This window comes from Streptomyces uncialis (assembly GCF_001905345.1).
In the GTDB taxonomy this organism is placed as follows: domain Bacteria; phylum Actinomycetota; class Actinomycetes; order Streptomycetales; family Streptomycetaceae; genus Streptomyces; species Streptomyces uncialis.
In genome coordinates, this window is sequence record NZ_LFBV01000012.1 from 124,881 (window position 1) to 147,429 (window position 22,549).

14 protein-coding genes and 1 tRNA gene are annotated in these 22,549 nt (G+C 71.8%); 4 read left to right on the top strand and 11 right to left on the bottom strand.

Annotated elements, in window-relative coordinates; genetic code table 11:
* Positions 1 to 17: 17 nt before the first annotated feature.
* On the top strand, positions 18 to 2,099 hold the full coding sequence (gene fxlM / locus AB852_RS35740; RefSeq protein WP_073795375.1) for a methyltransferase, FxLD system: 2,082 nt from the start codon (positions 18 to 20) through the stop codon (positions 2,097 to 2,099).
* A gap of 77 nt (positions 2,100 to 2,176) precedes the next feature.
* Positions 2,177 to 3,277 carry a hypothetical protein gene (locus AB852_RS35745; protein WP_079185172.1) on the top strand — a complete coding sequence of 367 codons (1,101 nt, stop codon included), beginning with the start codon at positions 2,177 to 2,179 and terminating at the stop codon, positions 3,275 to 3,277.
* Here AB852_RS35745 and AB852_RS35750 read toward each other — a convergent pair whose 3' ends face one another.
* The 5 genes from AB852_RS35750 to AB852_RS35770 all read right to left on the bottom strand — a co-directional run bounded on the left by AB852_RS35750 (position 3,278) and on the right by AB852_RS35770 (position 8,726).
* On the bottom strand, positions 3,278 to 4,981 hold the full coding sequence (locus AB852_RS35750) for a relaxase/mobilization nuclease domain-containing protein (RefSeq protein ID WP_073795376.1): 1,704 nt from the start codon (positions 4,979 to 4,981) through the stop codon (positions 3,278 to 3,280). It abuts the gene before it with no gap.
* Positions 4,978 to 5,430 carry a plasmid mobilization relaxosome protein MobC gene (mobC, locus tag AB852_RS35755; RefSeq protein WP_425444210.1) on the bottom strand — a complete coding sequence of 151 codons (453 nt, stop codon included), beginning with the start codon at positions 5,428 to 5,430 and terminating at the stop codon, positions 4,978 to 4,980. The genes AB852_RS35750 and mobC overlap by 4 nt, the downstream gene beginning before the upstream one ends.
* 452 nt (positions 5,431 to 5,882) lie before the next feature.
* Positions 5,883 to 6,611, bottom strand: a complete 729-nt coding sequence (locus AB852_RS35760; RefSeq protein ID WP_073795378.1) for a DUF2637 domain-containing protein — start codon at positions 6,609 to 6,611, stop codon at positions 5,883 to 5,885.
* Between the two features lie 358 nt (positions 6,612 to 6,969).
* Entirely contained in the window at positions 6,970 to 8,232 is a 1,263-nt protein-coding gene (locus AB852_RS35765) for a DUF3631 domain-containing protein (RefSeq protein WP_073795379.1), read from the bottom strand.
* Between the two features lie 263 nt (positions 8,233 to 8,495).
* The gene (locus AB852_RS35770; protein WP_073795380.1) at positions 8,496 to 8,726 is read right to left on the bottom strand and encodes a hypothetical protein; all 231 of its coding nucleotides are present in this window, start codon (positions 8,724 to 8,726) and stop codon (positions 8,496 to 8,498) included.
* 95 nt (positions 8,727 to 8,821) lie between these two features.
* Between AB852_RS35770 and AB852_RS35775 the strand changes: the two genes are divergently transcribed.
* Both AB852_RS35775 and AB852_RS35780 read left to right on the top strand, forming a co-directional pair.
* The gene (locus AB852_RS35775) at positions 8,822 to 9,511 is read left to right on the top strand and encodes a helix-turn-helix domain-containing protein (RefSeq protein WP_073795381.1); all 690 of its coding nucleotides are present in this window, start codon (positions 8,822 to 8,824) and stop codon (positions 9,509 to 9,511) included.
* Positions 9,508 to 11,109, top strand: a complete 1,602-nt coding sequence (locus AB852_RS35780; protein WP_073795382.1) for a tyrosine-type recombinase/integrase — start codon at positions 9,508 to 9,510, stop codon at positions 11,107 to 11,109. The genes AB852_RS35775 and AB852_RS35780 overlap by 4 nt, the downstream gene beginning before the upstream one ends.
* A gap of 128 nt (positions 11,110 to 11,237) precedes the next feature.
* Here AB852_RS35780 and AB852_RS35785 read toward each other — a convergent pair.
* The 6 genes from AB852_RS35785 to AB852_RS35810 form a co-directional block, all read right to left on the bottom strand.
* Positions 11,238 to 11,311 (bottom strand) — tRNA-Thr (locus tag AB852_RS35785).
* Positions 11,312 to 11,408: 97 nt separating this feature from the next.
* Positions 11,409 to 13,106 carry an alpha/beta hydrolase gene (locus AB852_RS35790; protein ID WP_079185173.1) on the bottom strand — a complete coding sequence of 566 codons (1,698 nt, stop codon included), beginning with the start codon at positions 13,104 to 13,106 and terminating at the stop codon, positions 11,409 to 11,411.
* Positions 13,107 to 13,412: 306 nt separating this feature from the next.
* A complete protein-coding gene (locus AB852_RS35795; RefSeq protein WP_073795383.1) occupies positions 13,413 to 14,642 on the bottom strand; it encodes a DNA polymerase III subunit delta' in 1,230 nt (409 codons plus the stop codon).
* 231 nt (positions 14,643 to 14,873) lie between these two features.
* Positions 14,874 to 18,593: a dTMP kinase gene (gene tmk, locus AB852_RS35800; RefSeq protein WP_079185174.1), complete on the bottom strand. Its 3,720-nt coding sequence runs from the start codon at positions 18,591 to 18,593 to the stop codon at positions 14,874 to 14,876.
* Positions 18,594 to 19,013: 420 nt separating this feature from the next.
* Positions 19,014 to 21,848 (bottom strand): type I DNA topoisomerase, encoded by a 2,835-nt coding sequence (gene topA, locus AB852_RS35805; RefSeq protein ID WP_073795384.1) that lies wholly within the window; start codon positions 21,846 to 21,848, stop codon positions 19,014 to 19,016.
* Between the two features lie 270 nt (positions 21,849 to 22,118).
* On the bottom strand, positions 22,119 to 22,316 hold the full coding sequence (locus tag AB852_RS35810; RefSeq protein ID WP_073795385.1) for a hypothetical protein: 198 nt from the start codon (positions 22,314 to 22,316) through the stop codon (positions 22,119 to 22,121).
* Between the last annotated feature and the right edge of the window lie 233 nt (positions 22,317 to 22,549).

The following is a 22,549-nucleotide window of genomic DNA, read 5'->3' on the forward strand; positions in this document are numbered from 1 at the left end:
CTGACCGAAGGACCCCGATGCCGTCCGACCGCTGGCAGCAGCACAACATCACCTTCGTCGACCGTTCACACGCCCAGCTCGTCATCGCCGAGCGCCTCGCCCCAACGCTGATCACCGCCGAGGCGACCGGACAGCTCTCCGGTTGGTGGTTCATGAACAAGCAGCCCTGGCCGTTGCGGTACCGCGCCGACGAACCGGCCCCAGCCGTGGAGTCGCTGCTGGACAACCTGGTCGGTGAAGGCTCGGTCGTGTCATGGCTGCCGGGTACGTACGAGCCTGAGACCGACGCGTTCGGCGGCCGGGCGGCCATGGACGCAGCCCACGAACTGTTCCACAGCGACTCCCGTCACCTGCTGACGTACCAGCCGGGACCGAAGCATCTGAGGCGCCGGGAGACCGCTGTACTGCTGGTGAGCGCGATGATGCGTGGCGCCGGGCTCGACTGGTTCGAGCAGGGAGACGTCTGGTCGAAGGTCGCCGCCCTTCGACCGGCCACCTATCCGCTGCCGGCCGAACGCACCGCTTCGTTGGCCCCCGCAGTGCGCAAGCTGATGACCGTCGACGCCCGCAGTCTCTGCAACCCGGGCGGCCCGTTCCACGGGCACGCCGAATGGGTCACCGCCTTCGAGTTGATGGGGGCGACGCTCGCCGATCTCGCGGACCACGGTGGTCTCACCCGTGGCCTGCGCGCCGTTCTCGCCCACCACGTGATCTTCCACGCCAACCGCGCCGGTCTCCTTCGGGACGACCAGAGCGCTCTGTTCAACATCGCACGAGAGGTAGTCATGGGAACCAGTGACAACACCGCGTCGGCCAGCGGGGCAGCGGCGGACGTCGATAGCGTCGGCGCGGTGAACACCGACACGATCACCACCGACTCGGCGGAGGCCGAGCGCCTCCGGAACGCCCTGGTCGACCAGATCCTGGCGAACGGCCACGCCCGTACCCCCGCCGTCGAGCAGGCTCTGCGGGCCGTCCCCCGCCATGTGTTCGTGCCCGACGCGACACTCGAAGATGCGTACGCCAACGCGCCGGTGCATATCAAGTACGACACCGAGGGCGCGTCCATCTCCTGCGCTTCCCAGCCGGGGGTCGTCGCCCTCATGCTGGACCAGCTCGATGTCCGGCCCGGCGAGCGCGTCCTCGAACTCGGCGCGGGCTCCGGCTACAACGCCGCACTTCTCGCGCACCTGGTGGGCGAGGGCGGTCACGTCACCACCCTTGATGTCGACGATGACCTCGTGGAGGGTGCCCGCGCCCATCTCACCGCCGCCGGGGTCACCAATGTCGAGGCCGTGACCAGGGACGGGGCGCTCGGATACGCCGAGGGGGCGCCGTACGACCGGATCATTGCCACCGTCGGCGCGCACGGTGTGCCGCACGCCTGGCTGGACCAACTCGCTCCTGGTGGCCGGCTCCTCGTTCCCCAGCGGCTCAAGGGCAGCGTCGCCCGCTCCATCGCGTACGAACAGCGCGACGGCCGGTGGGTATCCCTCGGCAGTGAGATGAACACCTTCATGCCGCTGCGGCGAGGGATCGCCGACGACGACCGCCGTGTCGTCCCGCTCAGCGCCGACGGCACCGTCCGGCTCCAGGCCCCCGCCGGCCAGGACATCGACGCCGATGCCCTCGCCCGCGTTCTGGAGCAGCCGCGCACCGAGGAGTGGACCGGTATGACGGTCCGCGCCATGGAGTCGCCGGAGTGGATGGAGCTGTTCCTCACCTGCTCCCTGCCCTCCGGCCTGATCCGGATGCTGTTCCCGCAGGGCACCAAGGGCGGGCTACTCACCGAGGACCCCTACCCGTCATCCACCGCGGCCGTGGAGAAGAGCGCTGTCACCTACCTGGCCCGGCGGCTGCTGGAGAAGAGGACCCCGGAGGGCGGCAAGCTCTGGGAGTTCGGTGTCATCGGCCACGGTCCCGGCAGCGACGAGCTGGCCGCGAAGGTCGCCGACGCCATCCGCATCTGGGACCGGGAGTACCGCGGCCGGGAGGCCACCTTCGAGATCCAGCACCTCGCCGCTCCGCCCATCGAACAGCGCCCTGGTCTTTTCGCCCTCGACACCCCGCTGAACCGGATCGTCGTCGACTGGCAGTGACAACCGATAGAGAGAGGATGGTGTCCGTCGGCCTACGGCGGGCGGGCACCGTCTCCAACCCACGCCTCGGGGGACTCATGGACCCGCACGGACCCACCGCCCAGCGTTTCCCGCTCGTCGCCCGATTCCGTCCCGCCTGCTTACCTCTGCCCCAACGCGTCCACGCGCTCGTCGACCTGGCCGACGCCGCGGTACGGAAGGCCGACCAGGGCCTGGCGTCGGCCGTCTACAACCAGGCCGCGCTCATCGCCTCCGACCTGGGCCTTCCCGACCTGGCGCGCGAGCTGTGCCACCAGCAGGCCGCCGCGTACCTCCACAGCTGTCCGCTGCCTGGGATGAGCGCGATCCGCGGACTGGAACCCGTCGTCAACCTCGCCCGCCTCCAGATCCGCGCCGGCCGCGCCGACGAGGGACGACAGCGACTGCTCGACCTGTACGGAGCCGTCGAAGCAGGCGCACATGCCCGCTTCGACGGCGTGGAGATACCGGCGGACCTCACGGCGACCGAAGCCGACCGCCAAGAAGTCCGTGCTTGGCTCTGGCGCGTACTCCTCGCCGACGGCACCCGCACCCTCACCACCGCCGGCCGCTGGGCCGAGGCCCTGACGCACATCGAGTCCCACCGGGGCGTCGGCCAGCGGATGCTCGACGGCCGCCAAGTCGCCGTACTGGCCGCCCTCGTCTCCGGCGACACGGCATCGGCAGCAGAGCTCCTCCACGACACGACGCCCGGCGACCCCTGGGAACAGCTCGTCACGGCGTGCCTGACCGTCCTGTGCCGCCGCGATGCCCAGCAGCCGATCGACGACCATCTGACAGAACTGATCGCGGCCTACCTTCAACGACCGACCGAACCCGGGATGATCGTCTTCGACATCCGGCTGGGTCTCACCCTTCTCGACGCGGTCGGTCCCGCCGAAGCACCCGCCAGGCAGCGCATGGTGCAAGAGCTTCACCGCAGGACGGTCGAAGCCGAGGACGGCTACGCGGCCCGCGAGGTCCTGGCCCACCCCCTCTTCCTCACACTGGCCACAGATCGGGAAGCCCAGGACTGCCGCGCCCTGGTCAGGGTCTGCGCGCTGGGAGCCGGGGCCATCCCGGATCATCTGCACAGCGAACTGGCAGCGGCCCTGCGCGCTAGCGACAAGGTGATCGGGGACAGCCTCGTGCTCCGGTGATCAGCGTCGGCGGCCCGGCGCCGAAGGCTGTGACGGCGTGAACTCTGCTGAATGAGCCGGAGCGCTGGTGCGCAGTTTGACCGTGCTGCGAACCCCAGCCACGCGGTCTCGGCTACTGAGTGCCTGACCTGTAGTGATTCGCTGTACGCGCCATGTCAGCACTCGGGCGGGGTTACGGGCGTCATCCAGAGGGCGCTGATCAGTGGCCTGCCGCAGCAACTGATCCGGATCATGGCCAGCAGCTTCGGAGTCGGAGAGAACGGTGATGAGGGCATCGAAGGCAGGGTCTGCGAGGACCCGCTCCGCTTGGCTGGGGACAGCACGACGTACGTGGTGAATGTGCCGTTCCACGATCTGCTGGGATGGCCGGCCTTGGGCAAGGGCAGCCAATGGGGCGACGGCAGCCTGGTCGTACGCGATCTGGAGATGCAGCAGAGCCTGACGGGCGGCTTCGACCTGCTGGTCGTGGTGGTGGCGCTGATGCCAGCGACTTGCGGCGATGACGACGAGGACGGCGGCGTCGAGAAGCATCGCCAGGAGGGCTCCGTCCTTAGGCGGGGGCTGCCGGAGCATTGCTCGTGCGGCGCTGCGCAGCGCACGAGCCTGGTGCTGCTCGGCCCGGATGCGGGAGCGGGTGGCGCGTTCGAACGCGGTGGCGGCGTCTCGGAGCTGGGTCCGAAGCTGTCGGGGCGCAAGGAGGGGAAGGGCGTCGAGGACTTCACCGAAGGCGTGGAGGTGGGCCTGGGAGGCTTCGTCGTCGGCTTGATCCAGGTGGTGGGGGATGAGTTCGATCATGGTGATGGTCTGGTGCCATGGGTCGGGCCTGCCCCGGTTCAGTTGCTGGTCAGTGGCTGGCTCGATGGCGTTCAGACGTTCCCGGATCTTGGGGAAGGACAGGTCTGGGGCGAGTTCGGAGCCGGAGAACCAGACAGGGTCGCCTTGGGCATTGGTGTCACCCTTGAGCGCGATCTTGTAGCCGCGTACGTCTCCGGAGGGGAAGTAGACGACCTGGGTGATCACACCGTCGATCTGGCTGAGCAGGTGGGCAAACTCTTCGATGGTGGAAGCGGCGGCAACGGCGGTGCGAACGGTGGTGCGCAACTGCTCACGCGCGGTGGTTCCCCGGCCGCGGCGGCGGGACTTCTCCTGTTCGGCGCGAGTGGGGCGCTTGGCGGCGGTGCGGTCTCCACGTGCGACCTGGCGGAGGCCGTACTCCTTCTCTACGGCGACGAGTTCTCGGTCGGCGTTGCGGTAGTCGTGCCAGTGGCGGACGCTGCTCAGGTCACCGCGGACTTTGGTGGCGGCGATGTGGATGTGGTCCGGGGCGTGCCGGACGGCTACCCAGTGGCATCCGTCCGGGTCGCCTTCGGGGGCGATGCCGGTGGCGTGGACGATACGGCGAGCTACCTGGGCCCACTCGTCGTCCGTGAGCTCTCGGTCCTCGGGCGCGGCCCGGACCGAGCAGTGCCACACATGCTGTTCGGGTGCCCGGCCGAGCCGCCTGGCCTGTTTGACCCGCAGGTCGAGGTCGGCGACGAGGAGCTTCTTGGTGGCGTCGAAGTCCTCGGCCCGGCCGGGGTCCGGGGCGAAGCCGTCCCAGGAGGCGACCAGGTGCGGGTCGGTGTGGTCCTTCGCCTTCTTCGTGTCGAACAGGTACCGGATGAGGCCGGCGGTGCTCTTGCCGCTGCTGATCCTCGCGATCACTGGCCCTCCTTCCTCATGAGGGCTTGGTTCGCGGCTGCTGCGATCCGACGGACGGTGGTCCCGGTGTCCGCCAGGGTGCGTTCGGCTTGGGCCAAGAGTTCGGTGTCCCCAGGCTGGGGATGACCACCGGCGTTGAGCTTGCGGGCGATCTGGTTGATGTTGTTGCCGATCCTGGCTACCTCCCCGCGGAGGGCGGTCAGCTCGTCGATGTAGTCGTCGAGCGGGGTGCGCTGGCCTGGCAGGGCGAGGTCACCGTGGATGTGGGCCATGACGACCGCACCGACGTAGTGGGCTCCGGCGATGTTCAGTGACCTGGCTCGGGCGAGGATCGCTTTCTTCTCGTCGACGCTGTAACGGGCGTCGACACGCTGCTTGCGCTGGCCGCTCGGATCACGCCGGCGGCGACGGGCGACACGATGCAACGCGGCGGCTTCGGCTGCTCGCGGCAACGGGCTGACGGTCGGAGACGCTGACGCTTCTCCCTCGGGCGCCCCCTGGTGCCCGAGCCCCTCCGCCACCCCCGGGGCGGAGGCATCCGTATGGGACCGGCCCTTGGACGGTCCAGCGGCATACCTTGCTGCGCTGGTGACCGCAGTGGTTGTCTCCTGGTGGTCGAAGGAGTGAGGGCTGTCCGGGTGGGGCATGTGGTGGTTCTCCTCGGGGTCTGCTCGTGAAGTGGGTGAAGTCGTCGGACGGGCCCGGGAAAGCCACGGCTACATCCACTCTGCGAGTGCTGAGACCACTGGCATGGGGCGGGGAGGGCTCGGTGGCAGGCCACCTTCTCGTCGCCATCCGGTACCGCAGCCCGGAGGCGTCTCGGTTCCGTCCGCGACAGGTGGTCCGTGGCCGGGGTGGTCGGAAGGGGTTCCGACCACCCCGTGCCTGTTCCGGTGGCGTGCGGTCAGCCGTCGACGAAGCTGGTCTCGGATTCGGCTCGCAGGGTGTTCATGACCTCGGTGAGCCGCTCGCCGCCGACTTTGAGGCCCTTGTCCCTGATCGCTTGGAGGACGGTGGAGCGGGAGAGACGGCCGTGCTCGGCTACGGCGATCCGGCCTATCTCAACGAGTTCGTCGAGGGTCGCGTCCGCTGGCCGTCCGCCCCGGCGAGTGGCCGCGGGTTCGCTGGTGAGCTGTTCCGGGTCGGGGAGGGTTACCGGCGGGGGTGCCGTGTCGGTGGTGGTTTCGCGGGTGATGAGGATGTGGAGGTGGACGGCTCCGGCGAGGGCGAGTGGGGCGAGGGTGGACAGGATGCCGACGGTGAGGTCGCTCAGGTGGAGCGTGCCAGGCGGGTTCTGCTGGTTGATGCGTACGGCGTGGAGGGCGTTGGCCCAGATGCTGGCGCAGGTCGCGGTGCCGAAGAGGGCCCAGACGTAGAGGCGGGCCCGGAACGGGGCGGTGCGCAGGACGAGAAGGGCGCGTACGCCGTAGGCGATGAACCCGTCGATGACGAGTGGGAACAGGTAGGTGAGGAGTCCGCGGACGTGGATGGCGACGGCCATCTGCTGGAGGGCGTCGTACGAGAGGGCGCAGGCGGCGGCACCGAGGGAGAGGATCGCAGCGCGGTCCCAGCCGGTCATGCGGTGACCGGTGTCGGGATACGCGGGCGCGGGCGGTACAGCGGATGTGGCCATGGAGGTGGAGTGCTCCTGGGTGGTGCGTGGGGCTGGTGGTGTGGTCCGTCTTATCCGTCTTGGCCGTTGCACCCGCAGGTCAGGGCCGGGACGGCAGGCAGGGCGCGGTGCCGTCCCGGCGGCACGGCCGTGGACGGATGGGGTGCGTTTGCCGTCCCGTGGCGCGGGGCCGTGACCTGCGCCGATACGGCGGGTACTGCTGGGACGGCACGAGACGGATCGGGACGCGGTTGGGCAGCCCCGGGGCGGGTGGTGATCGTGTTTCCGTCTTGGGCCCGGTTGCCGTCTTGGCGGGATGCCTGTTGACCTGCGGGATGACGGCAGGGACGGCACGGACGGCAATCGGGGCGGGGCTGGGTCAGCCCTCGGCGGTGACGGGGCCGGCGTCGATCGGGTGGACGGTGGGGCAGTAGCGGCGCCAGGCGTCGGCGAACTTATTGCGGGTGTAGCCCTTGCGCTGGATCTCGCCGACGCGGACGTTCCCGGAGGCGATGGTGTAGTCGCGGAGCAGCGCGCCGAGTCCGCGCGGCGTCAGCCCGTTGCGGCCCCATTCGGCCCAGGGGGCTTCGGCGTCGCCGTTGAGGGCGAAGAGAAGGTCGTCGGTGCTGAGGCTCTCCGGGTCGCCCTTGGCGTGGAAGATCCGCCGGATGTCCGCGAGGATCTTCGCCCCGCTGGGGTTCTCCTCCTCCGCTCGCTCCTCGGCCGCGACCATCCGTGCACACGCGGTCCGGGCGCGACGGGGCCAGGACCCGCCCGAGAGGTCGGCGACGATCACCAGGGGTTCCCAGGTGTCGGCCGCGCGGTCCTCGACCGGCAGTTCCGGTTCCAGGTCGGCAGCTTCGTCCAGCAGCGGGCGGCCCCAGGCGGCGATCCGGTCGCGCAGTTCGTGCAGGGCCGGGATGTCGCGGCGGGAGCGGAACGGCTTGACGGTCTCGCCTTCGGCCCGGCGGCGCATGCGGATCACCACGGCGCGGTCCATGATCGTGTCGGGGAGGTCGCCGATGCCCGCGATGGCGGCCATGGCGAAGGTGGCGAACTTGTGTGGGGTGTGGTCGTTGCCGACGACCCGGGTGACGTAACGGTTCCGCTGGTGCCCGGCGTTCAGCAGGCCGCGCATCTCCTCGTTCTTCTCCGCCTGCTTCGGAGTGCCGAAGATGGTGTCCGCCTCGTCGACCAGGAGCGTGGGCGGCTCCTCGGTGATCGACCGGAAGACCGCAGCCGGGGTGGTGTTGATGGTGAGCATCGGCTCGTGCACCGTCTCGGTGAGCACGTCCAGCAGCCGGGACTTGCCGCACCGCTTCGCCGGACCGACCACCGCGAGACGCGGCGCGTGCTGCCACGCGGGCTGGAGATGAGTAGCCACCACCCACAGCGTCACCGCGTCCAGCGCCTCCTGCGAGGGCAGAATCACGAACCTCGCGATCTGCGCACGCAGTTCGTCCAGCAGGCCGGACCCGGCAGTCGGCTCCGGATCGAGCACCGCCTCCCCGGGCGACACCTCTGCCAGCGCAGAGGGCTCCCCGTCTTGGCCGCCCTGGTGGCCAGGACGTCCGGGGACGGCGACCGGGGGCCAGATGGGCTTGGTGGGGGTGGAATAGGGCTCGGTAGGGGCGTGTTCCACTGGGCGGCTCCTCTTCTGGCGGTGGCGGGCTTGCGCGCCCTTGCCGCTGGGTTGGTTCGTGACAGGCCGATGGGGGTTGCCGGGGCCTCCGGCGTTGCACCGCCGGAGGCCCGCTCCGTTCACTGAGTGAACGCGGCCGGTGTTCCGAGTCGGAACAGGCCGGGCGTTCCCCGTGGGAACACGGACAGTACGTCCACACCCCTGCACAGTCCAGCGATTCTGTGTCAGCTCAGCGCAGAACCGCCTGCTACGCTCCCTGCCCCTCAAGCCGCCAGCCCGAGCAGGCTCAACAGGTCTGCCGTCACGACCCGGTAGGCGTTGCCGAGCCGCAGCACTTTGCACGGATAGGCGCCCCGCTTCGCCAGCTCGTACCCCTTGCTCCGCCCCAACCCGAGTGCCCGGTTGCTGGTGTCCAGGTCAACGGCAACCGGGAGGGCAAGGAGCTCCTCCCGGCTCATCCCCTTCGGCTGCCCGCTCGTGACGTCTCCGCGCATGCGGCACCCCCTCTTCGATGCAGCCGTCGGCGAACGCGTCCATCACGTCCGGCTCCGGGCCACTTCATCGATAATCCTCAAGCTAATGTGTCTGCATGACACAACGCGATTTCGATGATGAAGAAGACGACTTTCCGGAGTGGGTGGACCGGATCAAGGCCAACGTGGCCGGCGAGGTCCGGCGCAGAAGGAAGGGGAGGGGATGGAGCGCGCAGGATCTGGCGGACCGCTGCGAGGAGCTGGGGCACCCGATCCCGCGCAACGTGATCGCCAACATGGAATCCGGCCGCCGCGCCAGCCTGCCCCTGGTGGACGTCATGGTCCTGGCCGCCGCCCTGGAGACCTACCCGGTCCACCTGATCTTCCCCGTCGGCTACATCGAGAAGACTCAGGAACTTCCCTTCCAGGAACTCGTCCCCACCTGGGACGCCCTGCGCCGCTTCACCGGCGAGGAAGACGTCTTCGAGAACGACCCGGGAATGGTGTCTGAGTTCGAGCACCACACCCTTCTTGTCCGAACCGCCCTCGCCGCACTCGACGAAGAGAAGCAGGCCCGGTTCGACACCAGGACCGCCGCCTCCCGCGCCCAGCGGGAGAACGCCGAACGCCAGCAGGCCGAGTACGCCGACCGGGCCATCGCCGCCAAGTACCAGCTCCGCGTCCTCCGCCGTGAGATCCGCGAGGACGGCGCCACCCCGCCTGATCTCCCACCCGCACTCCACGACGTCGACCCACCTGGAACCAACCCCGAAACCGACACCGACCCCACGGAGGAATCCGCTTGAAGGGCTCCACGCACCGCCGCTGCTACTGCCGCGATGTCCACACCGGCAAACCGCTCGGCAAGAAGTGCCCCCAACTGTCCAGCCGCAAGCACGGCTCGTACTCCATACGCCAGGAACTCCCGCCCCGCGAAGACGGCACCCGCCGCTCCTTCAGCCGCGCCGGCTACGACACCCTCAAAGCCGCCCAGGCCGACCTCGACCACGTCCGCGCCCTCCTCGGCCTCGCCGACACCGACGACCCGGAGGGCCTGGCGCTGATCGCGGCCATGCTGGAGGAGATCGGCGACGAGAAGGCGCCGCTTCCCGATGTGGAGGAGACCCGTCGGCGTCTCAACGCGGGCCAGGACCTCGTCGGCAGTCTCACCGTGGCCGAATGGCTGGACCGGTGGCTGGCGGGCAAACGCATCCGGAAGTCCGGGATCAGCCGCTACGAGACCGATATCCGAGTCCACCTCAAACCGCATATCGGCCACCGGCGCCTCGACCGGCTGCGCGTGAGCCACCTCAACGACATGTTCACCGCCATCACCGACGCCAACGCCGAGATCCTCGAACAGAACGTCCAACGCCGAGCCGCTGTCGACGAACTCGCGGCCATCCCGTGGAAGGGCGCGGAGCACCGGGCCCGTCGCAAGGCGCTGAAGGTCGCGATCGACGCGATGCCGCCCTTCCGCCGCGTCACCGGCCCCGCGACCCGCCAGCACGTCAAAGCCACTCTCCGCGCCGCCCTCAACGACGCGATCGGCCAGCAGATCATCACCTTCAACCCCGCCGCCCACGTCGAACTCGACCCCGTCCGCAAGCCCAAGGCCCTCGTGTGGACGAATGAGCGCGTCGCCAAGTGGGAGCAGACGGGCGAGAAGCCCTCACCCGTCATGGTCTGGACACCGGCACAGACTGGCGCGTTCCTCGACTTCGTCGCCGAGGACCGGCTGTACGCCATGTGGCACCTCATCGCGTTCCGCGGTCTGCGTCGTGGCGAGGCGTGCGGCCAGCCCTGGTCGGAAACCAACCTCGACACCCACTCCCTCACCGTGTCTTCGCAGCTCGTCCAGGACGGCTGGGCTGTCGAGACCTCCGAACCCAAAACGGACAGCGGCTTCCGTGTCATCGCGCTCGACGACGACACGGTCAACGTGCTCAAGGAACATCGCGAGCGCCAAGACGCGGACCGCGAGGAGTGGGGAACGGCCTGGGTCGAGACCGGCATGGTCTTCACCCAGGAAGACGGCACCTGGCTTCACCCCAGCAAGGTCACCGACCTCTTCGAACGCCTCGTCGCCGCCTCCGGCCTCCCGCCGATCCGGCTGCACGACCTCCGCCACGGCGCGGCCACCCTCATGCTCGCGGCTGGCATCGACGTCAAGATCGTCTCCGACACCCTCGGCCACAGCGACACCCGGATCACGCGCGACATCTACCAGAGCGTCCTTCCCCACGTCGGCAAGAACGCCGCCGAAGCCACCGCCAAGCTGGTCCCGCTACAGCGGAAGGCCGAGGCGACGGAGGCCCGCAAGGCTGCCAAGAAGGCGGCGTCCAAGGCGAAAGCCGAGGCCAGGACCAAGAAGAAGGGCAAGCGGAAGAAGGGCGAGAAGTAGGGCACGGACCGCTCCGCTCACGCATCGCTCACGCAAGCCATCTCGCGGCACCCCGGCCGTGTGACGCGCCATGCCCCGAAAAAGCGAAAAACCCCAGGTCACGGCGAGTGAGTCCTGGGGTCCTGCAGAGCCGCCTTCGGGATTCGAACCCGAGACCTACGCATTACGAGTGCGTTGCTCTGGCCATCTGAGCTAAGGCGGCTGGCGTCTGCACCACCGGTGCCGGGGTGCGCGACGCGCCAATTCTACACAGATTCCTGAGGGGGCCGGACCACCCCCGGGCAGGGGTGGTCCGGGGGCTATGAGCAGCGCTTTCCGTCGGCGGGAGGGGTGCCGGTGAGGAGGTATCGGTCGATCGTGGAGTCGACGCAGGTGGACCCCCGGCCGTACGCGGTGTGGCCGTCGCCCTCGTAGGTGAGGAGGGTGCCGGAGTCGAGCTGGGCGGCGAGGGCCTCGGCCCAGCGGTACGGGGTCGCCGGGTCGCGGGTGGTGCCGACGACGAGGATCGGGTCGGCGCCCTTGGCCTCGATGCGCTGCGGCCCACCCGTCGCGCCGAACGGCCAGTACGCGCAGTTCAGCGCCGACCAGGCCAGCCCCTCACCGAACACGGGTGACGCCTTCTCGAAGGCGGGCACCGCTTCGGCGGCCTCGGCGGGCGTCGTGAACGCCGGAGGCAGGTCGAGGCAGTTCACGGCGGCGTTGGCGAACATCAGGTTCCCGTACTCGCCGTCCGACCCCCGTTCGTAGTAGCCGTCCGACAGGGCCAGCAGCCCCGTACCGTCGCGCTTGTCGATCCCGGCCGTCAGCGCGGAGCGCAGCCGGGGCCACGCGCCCTCGTCGTACATCGCGGCGATCACCCCGGTCATGGCGAGCGATTCGCCGAGGCGGCGGCCCGGCTTGCCGGTCCGGACGGGTTCCCGGTCCAGCGCGCGCAGGAACGCCTTCAGTTTCGCCCCGGCCGTCGCCGCCTCCCGGCCCAGCGGGCAAGTCGTACGCCGCACACAGTCCTTCGCGAAGGCCGTGAACGCCGTCTCGAAGCCCGCCGTCTGGTCCTCGTTCATCCGGCGGGCGGGCAGTGACGGGTCCATCGCGCCGTCCAGCACCAGCCGGCCGACCCGGTCCGGGAAGAGCCCCGCGTACGTCGCGCCCAGGAACGTCCCGTACGACGCGCCCACATACGTCAGCTTCCGGTCACCGAGCGCGGCGCGCAGGATGTCCATGTCCCGCGCGGTCTCCTCCGTCGACACATGGGGCAGCACCCGCGTCGAACGGCTCTCGCAGCCCTTCGCGAACGTGCGGAACGCGCCGACGAGCCGGTCCTGTTCGCCACGGTCGTCGGGGGTGACATCCGTCTGCGTGTACGCGTCCATCTCCTTGCCGTCGAGGCAGCGCACCGGCTCGCTCCCGGCCACCCCGCGCGGGTCGACGGCCACCATGTCGTAGCGCGCCCGGACGTCGTCGGGGTACCCGACACCCGCGTACGAACGGAGGTAGCCGACCGCCGAGCCGCCGGGGCCGCCCGGGTTCACCAGCAGCGATCCGATCCGCTCACCGGGACCGGTGGCCTCCTTGCGTGCCACCGCGAGCTCGATCTCGCCCGACCCGGGACGCCGGTAGTCCAGCGGAGCACGCAGCTTCGCGCACTGGAAGCCGGTGGGCTCGCAGTCGCGCCAGGTGAGCTTCTGCCCGTAGTACCGCGTCAGTTCCTCCGGAGTGCTGCCCGCGTGCGGCGCCACCATCGACCCGCCCGGCGCGGACCCGCCCGCCGAGCAGCCGGTGACCAGCAGCGCGGTCGCCGTCAGCAGGACGCCGAACGCCCGCAGCCCCCGGGTGCGGTGGTCACGGGTGGGACGGTCCCGGGGGCCGCGTTCCCCGAGCGCGGGTCCGTCCGGCGTTCGGCCACCGGGATCAGGACCAGGACCGGGGCCGGTGGGGGCGGTACGGCCCTGGGGACGCGGGTCACGGGCGGGACGGGGTGGGCGGCTGCTCGTGCGCATCCGACGAGACTACGATGCGCGACCGTACGATCACCTGGCGTCGCCGCACGGTCGGTCCGTACGAGTGAATTCCGTTCCCGTTCCGCTGGCGCCGTCCGACCCCGGAGGACAACCGGGAGCGGATGGCTGGGAACGGATGGCTGGGAGCGGACGGGACGGTCCCGCGAACGCGCGCGTCATCCCCCGCCAGGCCGCGCGCCGGAACGCGACCGCGCGCTTCGACCCCGGCCCGGCCCGACCCGCCCCACGTCCACCCCGCCCGGCCCGCGCCGGAGCGTGCGCGTCACCCCGCCCCGAATACCGCCGTCACCCCGTGCGGAGCGCCATCGTCATCGCCTCGACCGCCAGCAGCGGGGCGACATTGCTGTCCAGTGCCGCCCGGCACGCCGAGATCGCGTCGATCCGCCGCAGCGTGGCCTCCGGGGTGCTCTCGCGGGCGAGCCGGTCCAGCGCGTCACCCGCGTCGGCGTTCGCGATGGCCAGCCGCGAGCCGAGCTGGAGCGCGAGGACATCGCGGTAGAAGCCGGTCAGCTCGGTGAGCGCCAGATCCAGGCTGTCGCGCTGGGTACGGGTCCTGCGGCGCTTCTGTCTGTCCTCCAGGTCCTTCATCACACCCGCCGTGCCGCGTGGCATCCGCCCGCCCTGGGCCGCGCCGAGTGCCGCCTTCAGCTCCTCGGTCTCCTTGACGTCAAGCTCCTCGGAGACCTCCTTGGCGTCCTCGGTGGCCGCGTCGATCAGCTCCTGGGCCGCCTTCAGACAGCCCCCGACGTCGGAAACCCGCAGCGGCATCCGCACCACGGCGGCGCGCCGCGCGCGGGCCCTCGGGTCCGTGGCCAGCTTGCGGGCCCGGCCGATGTGGCCCTGGGTGGCGCGGGCGGCGGCCATGGCGGCCTCCGGCTCGATGCCGTCCCGGCGGATCAGGACGTCCGCGACGGCCTCCACCGGCGGGGTGCGCAGGGTGAGATGACGGCAGCGCGAACGGATCGTCGGCAGGACATCGTCCACCGAGGGCGCGCAGAGCAGCCAGACCGTGCGCGGCGCGGGCTCCTCGACGGCCTTCAGCAGGACGTTGCCCGCGCCTTCCGTGAGCCGGTCGGCGTCCTCCAGGACGATGACCTGCCACCGGCCCACGGCCGGGGACAACTGGGCGCGGCGGACCAGCTCACGGGTGTCCTTCACACCGATGGACAGCAGGTCCGTACGGACGATCTGCACATCCGCGTGGGTACCGATCAGACTGGTGTGGCAGCCGTCGCAGAAACCGCAGCCGGGTACACCGCCGAGCGCGCGGTCCGGGCTAACGCACTGGAGCGCGGCGGCGAACGCGCGCGCGGCGGTCGGACCGCCGGACCCGGGCGGGCCGGTGAACAGCCACGCGTGCGTCATCCGGGACGCCTCGGGGGCGGGCGGGGGCGGCGCGCCGGACCCCGCGGAACGGTCGGCGACGGCCGTCACCAGCGCGTCGGCGTCCCGGGCGGCGGCGCCGAGCTGCGCGCTCACCTGCTCCTGGCCCACCAAGTCGTCCCATACCGTCATGGGTTGCCGCCCTTACGTCCGCTGTCCGTCCACGTCGTCGCCCGTCGTGGCTGTGCCCCCACCCGGTCCATTGTGGACGACCCCACTGACATCACCGTCCGGACCGACGGCGACCGGGCCCCGGCCGCCACGTGAGTCCGACCGGCCGCCCTGCCCCGGCCACGGCCCCACAATCCCCCGTCAGCGCCAGCAGCGGCTTCAGCGGCGCTAACCCGGCCGGTCCGCGCGGCGTCAGCGGCGCGAACCGCCCGGCCCGCGCCCACCGTCACCACGACCGCCCCGCCCGTACGCGTCACGTCCGTGAGGATCGCGTCCGTGCGCGTCCCGCCCGTACGCGTCCCCGTCACGCCTGCCGCCGTCGCCCTCGTCGCTGTCGTCGCCCTCTCCGCGCGCGCCGAGCAGTTCGTCGGCCAGGGTCGGCAGGTCGTCGAGCGGGGTCTCCTCCGCCCAGTCGGAACGGGGCCGCCGCTTGGGCACGCCCTGTTCGTCCAGCTGCGGGAGCTCGTGCGTACGGTCGTTGGGACCGGTCACCCGGGTGCGCGGGGCACCGGCCGACATGGGTCCGGCCGGGCGCTCGTCGCGGAAGTAGCCGGGCGGCACGCGGTCCGTCGGGGCGCCGGTGCCCCGGGGCCGCACCGGCGGCAGCACGGCCGTGTCGTCGGCCGCGCGGTCGTCGGGCATCTGCGGGAGCACCGCTGTGTCGTCGTCGGAACCGTCCGGCCGTACGGGCGGCAGCACGGCCGTCTCGTCCGCCGGACCGGAGGGCACCCGGGGCAGCACCGCCGTGTCATCGGACGGCAAGCCGGACGCGGGGCCCTTGCGGGGACCGCCTCGGTCCGCCGGGCCGGACGGCACCCGGGGAAGCGTCGTCGTGTCGTCGTCGGCCCCGGCACCCGTGCGCCGATCACCCGTGCGCGGATCACTTGCGCCCCGGCCATCCGTGGACCGACCCCCGCCGGCCCCGCCCCCGGCGATCCCGCCCTCGGCGAACCGGCCTTCCGTACCGTCCGCGGAACGGCCATCCGTAGGACGGCCATCCGCGGAACGGCCGTCCGCAGACCGGTCATCCGTGGAACGGTCGCCGCCCGGCCGAGGGGGCTGCGTGGACGCGGCCCGGTCCCGTGCCTCCGCGGCCCGACGGGCCGCCTCCGCGCGCCGGGCGGCCTCCGCCTCACGCATCTGCTCCGCCTGCCGGGCCTCCGCCAGCCCGCGCGCCTCCTCGGCGCGCCGGTCCCGCTCCGCCTGCCGGGCCGCCTCCCGCGCCTCCTCCGCGCGCCGGGCCTCGGCCGCCTGCCGCTCCTCCTCGGCGCGGCGGGCGTCCTCGGCGAGGCGTTCGCGCTCCGCGCGGCGGGCCTCCTCCGCGCGCCGTTCGGCTTCCGCCGCCTCGGCGGCGCGGCGGGCCTCCTCCGCCCTGAGCAGGGCTTCCTCCGCCTTGCGCTGCTTCTCCAGCCGCCGGGCCTCGGCCTCGGCGCGCAGCCGGGCCTCCTCCTCGGCCTGCTTGCGCAGCCGCTCCTGCTCGGCGGCGCGCGCCTCCTCCTCGGCCTGGAGCCTGGCGCGCTCCTCCTCGGCCTTGCGGCGGGCCTCCTCCGCGCGGCGGCGGGCCTCCTCGGCCTGCCGCTCGGCCTCGCGGCGCTGGGCCTCCTCCAGCTCGCGCTGCTTGCGCTCCTCCTCCTCGGCGCGCAGCTTGGCGAGCTGCTCCTGGCGCTCGCGCTCCAGCCGCTCCTCCTCGGCCTTGCGCGCGGCCTCCTCCTCCGCCTTGCGGCGGGCCTCCTCCTCGGCGGCCTTGCGGGCCTCTTCCTGGGCCTTGATCTCGGCCTCGGAAAGCGGCAACAGTACGTCGAGCTGGTTGCGGACGACCGTGGTGACGGCCTCCGCCTCCTGGCTCGCGTCCACCACGAGGTAGCGGCCGGGCGCGGCGGCGGCGAGGGTGAGGAAACCGGCCCGCACGCGCGCGTGGAACTCGATCGGCTCGGACTCCAGCCGGTCCGGGGCCTCCGTGAAGCGCTCGCGGGCGGCCTCGGGGTCGACGTCCAGCAGGATCGTCAGATGCGGGACGAGCCCGTCGGTGGCCCAGCGGGAGATCCGGGCGATCTCGGTCGGGGACAGATCGCGTCCGGCGCCCTGGTAGGCGACGGAGGAGTCGATGTAGCGGTCGGAGACGACCACGGCGCCCCGTTCGAGCGCGGGGCGCACCACGGTGTCGACGTGTTCGGCGCGGTCGGCCGCGTAGAGCAGAGCCTCGGCGCGGTTGGACAGTCCGGCGTCGGAGACGTCCAGGAGGATCGAGCGCAGCCGCTTGCCGACCGGGGTGGCGCCGGGCTCACGGGTGACGACGACCTCGTGGCCCTTGCCGCGGATCCACTCGGCGAGCGCTTCGGCCTGGGTGGACTTCCCGGCGCCGTCGCCGCCCTCCAGGGCGATGAAGAAGCCGGTGGCGGCCTGGGCCTGGGCCGGGTCGCCGCCGCGCAGCGCGTCCCGCAGGTCCTTGCGCAGCGGGACGCCGGAGCGGTCGTCGGTCCGGGCGAGGACGAGGGCCGCGACGGGCAGCAGCAGGGCGCCGACCAGCATGAGGGTGAACGCGGCGCCGCCGTGGTCGAAGACGAACTTGCCGTTCTCCAGGCGGTGCGGGCCGATCAGCGCGGCGAGCAGGGGGGCCACCAGGGCGCCGAGCGCGACGAAGACCCGGACGACCGCGTGCAGATGCTCGGTGGTGCGGGCCCTGCGGTACTCCTCGGTCTCCTGGTCGAGCAGGGTGTGCCCGGTGTTGGCGGCGATCCCGGCGGCCGTCCCGGCGAGGGCCGTGATCAGCAGGACGGAGGTGACGTCCGGGACGAGGCCCGCCGCGAGCAGCGCGGCGCCGGTGGCCGCGACGGAGAGCGCGAGCAGCCGCCGCCGCGAGAGCGACGGCAGGACGGCGGGACCGGTACGGATACCGAGGACGGTGCCGCCGGTGAGCGCGAGGACCAGCAGGCCGTACAGCACCGGCCCGCCGCCGAGGTCGCCGGCGTGCAGGACGGCGACACCCACGGCGGCGGCGATCGCGGCGGCGACGGCGCCGCAGGCGAGGACCAGCGGGGTGACCGCGCCCGTCCGGCCCCGGTCGGGCGTGGTGCCGGTGCGGGGGCGGCGCAGCCCTTCGAGCGGGGAGCGCGCGCGGGGCGTGGGGGTGGCGGGCAGTTCGACGAACCAGACGACGGACAGCGACGCGGCGAACAGTCCCGCCGCGGCGTACGACGCGAGGGCCGCCTGGTGGGCGCCGAACCAGTCGATGCCCGCGCCCAGCAGATTCCCGACGAGGGTGGTCACGACGAGCGTGAGGGCGGCGAGCGGGAAGGCGACGAAGCCGGTGCGCAGGGACAGCCGGCGCAGGGCGTCCAGGTGGTCGGGCAGCGGGCGGACGGCCGCGCCCTCCGGCGGCGGCGGGGGCAGCAGCGCGGGGGCCGCGCTCTCCCGGCAGATCGTCCAGAAGCGTTCGGCGACCCCGATGACGAACGTGGTGACCAGGAGCAGCACGAGGGCGCTGCCCGGTGTCCACAGGATCCACAGCGGGGCCACGATCAGCAGCGCGGCCCGCAGCCCGTCGGTGGCGACCATCGTCCAGCGGCGGTCCAGCAGACCGCCGGGCGAGGTGAGCGAGGTGAGCGGGCCGAGCAGGACGGCGCCGCACAGCAGGGTCGCGAGGATCCGGGTGCCGAGGACGGCCGCGACGGCGAGGGCGGCGCCCTGGTAGCCGCCGCCGAGGGAACCCCGGCCGACCGCCGTCTCCAGGGTCAGCAGCACCAGGACGAGCAGGGCGAGGGCGTCGCCGATGCCGCCGATGAGCTGCGCTCCCCAGAGGCGTTTGAGGGGGGCGTTGTGCAGCAGGGCGCGCAGGGCGCGCTCGCGGGAATCGGCGACCAGGGCGGTGTCGGAGGCCGGTTGTCCGGCCGTTGGCTGCTCGGCTCGCGTCATCCTGACAGCCTATCCGGCCGCGCCGACACCAACCCCGCGTCCCGTGCCCCGCGTCCCGCCACCGGGCCCGTGCCCTGTCCCGCCCGGCCCCGCGCCCGGTGTCCGGCACCGGCCCCGGGCCCCTGGCCCACCGGTGGCGCCCTGCCCGCCGCCCCGCCGCAGCACCACCGCGCGGCCGGGCCCGCGAAACCGGAGTCGGCCCGGGAACGCCGTACGGGGCCGGGAGCGAGGTCCCGGCCCCGTACGGGGTGCACATGTCGAACGTCGGGCGGTCAGGGCCCGGACCTGCGGGCGTCACCCCGGATCCGGGCACCCCCGGACCTGCGGCCTTCACCCACTCCGACCCCGTACGCCGCACGCCTGAGGCCGTCACCGCGGCCCCGCACGCCCCGCGTCCGGGGCGTGACTACGGCGGGACCGTCAGGCGTCCGGGCCCGCGGTCTTCGTCGCGGACGCCTTCTTCGCGGGCGCCTTCTTGGCCGTGGCCTTCTTCGCCGTGGTCGTCTTCTTCGCGGCCGTGGCCGTCTTCTTGGCCGGCGCCTTCTTGGCGGGTGCCTTCTTGGCGGGTGCCTTCTTCGCCGTCTTCTTGGCGGGGCTCTTGGCCCGCTTCTCGGCGAGCAGCTCGTAGCCCCGCTCGGGCGTGATCTCCTCGACGCTGTCGCCGGAGCGCAGCGTCGCGTTGGTCTCGCCGTCGGTGACGTACGGGCCGAAGCGGCCGTCCTTCACCACGACGGGCTTGCCGCTGACCGGGTCCTCGCCGAGTTCCTTCAGCGGCGGCTTGGCCGCGGCCCGCCCGCGCTGCTTGGGCTGCGCGTAGATGGCGAGGGACTCGTCCAGGGTGATGGTGAAGAGCTGGTCCTCGCTGGTCAGCGACCGCGAGTCGGTGCCCTTCTTCAGATACGGGCCGTAGCGGCCGTTCTGCGCGGTGATCTCGACGCCCTCGGCGTCCTTGCCCACGACGCGCGGCAGTGACATGAGCTTGAGCGCGTCGTCCAGGGTGACGGTGTCCAGGGCCATCGACTTGAAGAGCGAGGCCGTCCGCGGCTTGACCGCGTTCTTGCCGGTCTTCGGTGTGCCCTCGGGCAGCACCTCGGTGACGTACGGGCCGTAGCGGCCGTCCCTGGCGATGATCTGGTGGCCGCTGACCGGGTCGGCGCCCAGCTCGAAGTCCCCGCTCGGCTTGGCGAGCAGTTCCTCCGCGAAGGCGACGGTCAGCTCGTCGGGCGCGAGGTCCTCGGGGACGTCCGCGCGCTGATGGCCCTCGGAGTCCTTCTCGCCGCGCTCGATGTAGGGGCCGTAGCGGCCCACGCGCAGCACGATGCCGTCCCCGACGGGGAACGACGACACCTCGCGGGCGTCGATGGCGCCCAGGTCGGTGACGAGTTCCTTGAGTCCGCCGAGGTGGTCGCCGTCGCCGTTGCCCGCGTCGGCCGCGGCGCCCGCGCCGTCGCCGGGGCCGCCCTCGCCGAAGTAGAACCGGCGCAGCCACGGCACGGCCTGGGCCTCACCGCTGGCGATACGGTCGAGGTCGTCCTCCATCCGGGCGGTGAAGTCGTAGTCGACGAGCCGCCCGAAGTGCTTCTCCAGCAGATTGACCACGGCGAAGGACAGGAAGGACGGGACGAGCGCGGTGCCCTTCTTGAAGACATAGCCGCGGTCGAGGATCGTGCCGATGATCGACGCGTACGTGGAGGGGCGGCCGATCTCGCGCTCCTCCAGCTCCTTGACGAGGCTGGCCTCGGTGTAGCGGGCGGGCGCCTTGGTGGAGTGGCCGTCGACGGACATCGCGTCGGCGGACAGCGGGTCGCCCTCGCCGACCTGCGGAAGCCTGCGCTCGCGGTCGTCCAGCTCGGCGTTCGGGTCGTCGGCGCCTTCGACGTACGCCTTCAGGAAGCCGTGGAAGGTGATCGTCTTGCCGGAGGCGGAGAACTCGGTGTCCCGGCCGTCGGCGGCGGTGCCGCCGATCTTGACGGTGACGGAGTTGCCGACCGCGTCCTTCATCTGGGAGGCGACGGTCCGCTTCCAGATCAGCTCGTAGAGCCGGAACTGGTCACCGGTGAGACCGGTCTCGGCGGGGGTGCGGAAACGATCACCCGACGGGCGGATCGCCTCGTGCGCCTCCTGCGCGTTCTTGACCTTCCCGGCGTACGTGCGGGGCTTGTCGGGCAGGTAGTCGGCGCCGTACAGCTGGGTGACCTGGGCGCGGGCGGCGCGGACCGCCGTGTCGCTCAGCGTCGTGGAGTCCGTACGCATATAGGTGATGAAGCCGTTCTCGTACAGCTTCTGCGCGACCTGCATCGTGGCCTTCGCGCCGAAGCCGAGCTTGCGGCTCGCCTCCTGCTGGAGGGTCGTGGTGCGGAACGGCGCGTACGGCGAGCGGCGGTACGGCTTGGACTCGACGGAGCGGACGGAGAAACGGGTGTTCTCCAGGGCCGCGGCGAGCGCGCGGGCCTGTCCCTCGTCGAGGTGGAGGGTGTTCGCGCCCTTGATCTGCCCGAGGGAGTCGAAGTCGCGGCCCTGCGCGATCCGGCGTCCGTCGACGGCGGTGAGCCGGGCGACCAGCGCCGCGGGATCGGAGGCGTCACCGGCGCGGCCGGTGCCGAAGGTGCCCGTCAGGTCCCAGTACTCGGCCGAACGGAAGGCGATGCGCTCGCGTTCCCGCTCGACCACCAGCCGGGTGGCGACGGACTGGACACGGCCCGCCGACAGCCTCGGCATGACCTTCTTCCACAGGACCGGCGAGACCTCGTAGCCGTAGAGGCGGTCGAGGATGCGGCGGGTCTCCTGGGCGTCCACGAGCTTCTTGTTCAGCTCGCGCGGGTTGGCGACGGCGTCGCGGATCGCGTCCTTGGTGATCTCGTGGAAGACCATCCGGTGGACGGGGATCTTGGGCTTGAGCACTTCCTGGAGGTGCCACGCGATGGCTTCGCCCTCGCGGTCCTCATCGGTGGCGAGGAAGAGCTCGTCGGACTCGCTGAGCAGCTCCTTGAGCTTCTTGACCTGGGCCTTCTTGTCGGCGTTGACGACATAGATCGGCTGGAAGTCGTGTTCGACGTCCACCCCGAGTCGGCGCACCTCACCGGTGTACTTCTCGGGGACCTCGGCGGCTCCGCTCGGAAGGTCGCGGATGTGTCCGACGCTCGCTTCGACGACGTAGCCGGGGCCGAGATAGCCCTTGATCGTCTTCGCCTTGGCAGGCGACTCGACGATCACGAGTCGGCGACCGCCATGTGCGGCCTCGCTGGTCGGGGACAACTTCGCTCTTCTCTCCGGTCGACGCTCGATGACGCTGCGTTACGTCACGATGGCTGGTGCGGTACGGCGGGCCGTACCGTGACGCTGCGGAGTGTGACGGTACATCCCGCCCCCGTGTCAAACGGGAAAAGCCCGCAACGGCCACTCGAACGGTAACCCGACTACCGCCTTTCCTGCCGCCCGGAGTGCCGACCGGCCCCGGCGGCGGTGCGCGGCGGGTGATCCACCGCCCGCCCCGGGGCGGTCCGGGGCCCCGCCCGGGGACCCGTCTCAGATTCCGCTGAAGCACCACACGGCGAGCATCAGCGCCGTCACCCCCGCCGAGGTCGCGACGGCCACCGAGGTGCTCCGCGCCACCCCCTCGGCGACCGGCAGCCGCTGCCGCAGCCGCGTCCCGGTCCACAGCAGCAATGCCCCTCCGAACAGGGCGAACACCGATCCCGCGAAGATCGCCGGCGCGTTTTCCATGGCCCTAGCCTCCCCTTCCCCGGTCCCCAGCGGTGGGAGGCTGGCACGTCCGTACGGCGGTGCGGCGAACCAAGGGTGAACGGCGTGACCTCCGCGGGGTGAACCCGTCCCGCGACGGTCCGAGGGAGGGCCGCGGGACCCCGGGAACGGCCGGTGCGAAACCCGCCACGGAAGACCGGGAACGGCCCTCACGCGCGCGTGCCCGCGGCCCGGCCCGCGTCCGGCCCGTTACG

Coding starts and splice junctions, on each gene's coding strand:
- fxlM (WP_073795375.1), top strand. CDS start 18: ATGCCGTCCGACCGCTGGCAGCAGCACAACATCACCTTCGTCGACCGT.
- AB852_RS35745 (WP_079185172.1), top strand. CDS start 2,177: ATGGACCCGCACGGACCCACCGCCCAGCGTTTCCCGCTCGTCGCCCGA.
- AB852_RS35760 (WP_073795378.1), bottom strand. CDS start 6,611: ATGGCCACATCCGCTGTACCGCCCGCGCCCGCGTATCCCGACACCGGT.
- AB852_RS35770 (WP_073795380.1), bottom strand. CDS start 8,726: ATGCGCGGAGACGTCACGAGCGGGCAGCCGAAGGGGATGAGCCGGGAG.
- AB852_RS35775 (WP_073795381.1), top strand. CDS start 8,822: ATGACACAACGCGATTTCGATGATGAAGAAGACGACTTTCCGGAGTGG.
- AB852_RS35790 (WP_079185173.1), bottom strand. CDS start 13,106: ATGCGCACGAGCAGCCGCCCACCCCGTCCCGCCCGTGACCCGCGTCCC.
- AB852_RS35795 (WP_073795383.1), bottom strand. CDS start 14,642: ATGACGGTATGGGACGACTTGGTGGGCCAGGAGCAGGTGAGCGCGCAG.
- tmk (WP_079185174.1), bottom strand. CDS start 18,593: ATGACGCGAGCCGAGCAGCCAACGGCCGGACAACCGGCCTCCGACACC.
- AB852_RS35810 (WP_073795385.1), bottom strand. CDS start 22,316: ATGGAAAACGCGCCGGCGATCTTCGCGGGATCGGTGTTCGCCCTGTTC.